This is a genomic window from Capnocytophaga sp. oral taxon 863 str. F0517, from assembly GCF_000466425.1.
Taxonomy (GTDB): Bacteria; Bacteroidota; Bacteroidia; order Flavobacteriales; family Flavobacteriaceae; genus Capnocytophaga.
Genome location: NZ_KE992181.1, coordinates 4,627 through 7,507, shown reverse-complemented (window position 1 = coordinate 7,507; position 2,881 = coordinate 4,627). Strand labels below are relative to the sequence as shown.

The 2,881-nt window shown below is 43.2% G+C and carries 2 protein-coding genes; both read left to right on the top strand.

Annotated features, from left to right (window positions below; translation table 11 throughout):
- Window positions 1–971, top strand: a 971-nt coding sequence (locus HMPREF1551_RS12500) for a DUF4132 domain-containing protein (protein WP_021629540.1), incomplete at its 5' end; no start/stop codon positions are given.
- A 377-nt stretch (window positions 972–1,348) separates the two neighbouring features.
- On the top strand, window positions 1,349–2,881 hold a 1,533-nt coding region (locus tag HMPREF1551_RS12495; RefSeq protein WP_021629539.1), incomplete at its 3' end, for a hypothetical protein.

Genomic DNA, 2,881 nt, shown 5'->3' with positions numbered 1-2,881 from the left:
GCCTATCTTTGGAACAAGCGATGCTTTCACAAACTTTATTCTCTGTAGCGGAGTTACATCGTATTATGGAACACCCCGTGGTAAAGGCGATGCTTAGCAAGCTCGTACTCTTCAATCCAGAGACCCAGGCTTCCGGCTTTTGGCAGGACGGTCATTTGCTCAATGCAGAAGGTGAAAAAATAACCCTCAAAGCATCTGACAAACTCCTGATAGCGCACCCCAGTCACCTATTCTATGCGGTACAGTGGGATTTGTACCAGAAGTATCTCTTTGACAAGGAGATCAAGCAGCCATTCAAGCAGGTATTCCGTGAGCTCTATGTCCCTACCAAGGACGAGCTGGAGACCAGCAACCGCAGTGAGCGCTACCAAGGTCACCAAGTGCAGCCTCAAAAGACAGTGGCACTGCTCCGAGGTCGTGGCTGGACAGTCAATTATGAGGAGGGGCTCCAAAGAGTATATCACAAGGAAGGTTTCCGTGCGACCATCTACGCAGCAGCCGACTGGTATACCCCTTCGGATGTGGAGGCACCTACGCTGGAATATGTAGTCTTCTATAATCTTAAGGACGGCAAGGAAGTGCCGATGAAGGAGATCAATCCGGTCATCTTCAGCGAGGTGATGCGCGATGTGGATTTGGTAGTCAGCGTAGCCCATGTAGGCGGCGTAGATCCCGAAGCCTCTCATAGCACTATGCAGATGCGTGGTGCCTTAGCTCGTGAGAGTGCGCGCCTCTTTAAGCTTACCAATGTAGAGGTCAAGGAGCGTTATATTTTGGTTAAGACTGAACATGGGGATTACAGCCTACACCTTGGTAGTGGGATGATTAGCAAAGGCGGCTTACAAATCAATGTAGTAGCCGTACAGAGCCAACACCGTGGCCGTGTCTTCCTCCCTTTTGTAGATGACGACCCGAAGACCGCCGAGATCATCAGTAAGATGAAGCTCCTTTCCGAAGGAAAAATATACTAATAATGACTAGTGACAAGTGACTAGTGGTTAATTCCTGATAAAGGTATTAGTCATTAGTCACTTGTCACTATTTACGGTTCATGCGCGAATACATACATTTCATGATATTTTTTCTAAAATACTTTTTTTGTAATATATTTTTTATAACTTTGCTTTTGATAACCAGCCCTATACTTTACCATTGAGAAGAAGCAATAGGATGTTTGCTAATTGTTTAAATAATAATAAGTTACCTCTTTCTTAAGGAGGTAGCGACCTATTTATATAATATATTTAAGAAAATCAAAAACATACCATGATGAGAAGGTTACTATATTTTTAGGAGTATCTATAAGGCGTACAGACTCCTAAATAAGAACCTGTAATAATTAAGCATTATGAAATTAAAATTATTTTTCCAACAAACTATCACTCTCGTCCTATTACTCCTCATAGGGCAAATGGTTTTTGCGCAACAGACATTCACAACAGTGTTTGATAATGATGGAAAACCTTTGAAAGGGAATTTTACTTTGATAGGAAATGGCTCTGATAGGCCAGCTACCTTGCAAATAGTGACGGACTGCCCTCCTATAATTAAGTGGGCAAGGCTCTATTGGGCTGGACATACAGGAGGAAATACCGATCAGGTTGTCTTAAAGGGGCCTAATGGATTTCAAAAGGCGATTACCTCAGACAAAGGGCACAAAGAGACCGGGAATCTCGTATGGAATGATGCAGATTATCTAATCTATCGTTGGCGCTTTAATGATGGTAGTGACTTTGAAGGAAGTATCCATATGGATACTTCAGTCTCTCCTTTTACATGGACAGCAGGCTATTGTGATGTGACTAGTACTACTTATACCAGTCCTTATGCACAGTGGAGTGGGGATAATACCGGTACTGGGCTTGAGGGGATTATGTTTCGAGTAGGGAAAATACGACAGGATTTTCCAGGAAGAAAAATAAAGTTTAATTTCAAAGCTTGGTGGTGGGGAAGTAGAGGTTCTGGAGATGTAGCTATAGAAGTACAAGCTTATAAGGGAGGAACTATGCAGAAGACTGGTTTTACCTGGGTCAATGTAGGGGGAACCCCTATAGGAACTTATACCTTCCCTCAGATAAATGTAGGGGGAACTGGTCGTCCTTGTGGTTATCATACTATGGATAATGTAGGAGACTTGGAGTATGATCCCAATTCAGGTGAGTTGGTATGGTATAATAACTATGGTTTTGGAACCAATGGAAAATATATAGCGGGACAAAATGATCAAATAGACCCTACTCAATCCATAGTTAATGATGGAACAAGGGTCGATGACGATTCTTACTACTACCGTTGGGCGGATGTAACGGCTGATCTACAATCCTTGGCTGCGGCGGGTAATCTAAATGGTACCTATCAGGTAAATAACATTGCTAATGGTGGAGGTGCTTCTTGGCCAATCCAAGCAGGTTGGGCTATGGTCGTTGTATACGAAGACCCTAAGATTAGTCGAGAAAGCATGCTCCGTATAGAAAATGGCTTTGAACGTGTAGGAGCAGGCGGAGCCCTTAGTAGGGATAGACTCATGAGCGGTTTTTCAAGTTCAGGAGGCTGGAATACCACCTTAGGTCAAGTTACCTTGGGAGGAGAGGCTGCGGTGTCAGGAGACCGATTCAAAGTGAATACGAGCTATGGCGGCTATAATGGGCGGTGGACTAATAACTTTTTTAATGGAACCGTTACTAACCAAGATGAAGCCCCACAGAATACAAGAGGTTGGGATGTTTCTATGTTCTCTACTCTAATACCTGCAGGATCAACCTCTCTGACTACTACTTTTATAGCAAATGAAGGTGGATACGATGCATTTATCAATGTTGTGAGCGCTATTTCAGTATCAACCCAACATCCTGTATATGAAATGGAAACTAAAGTGTTGAAT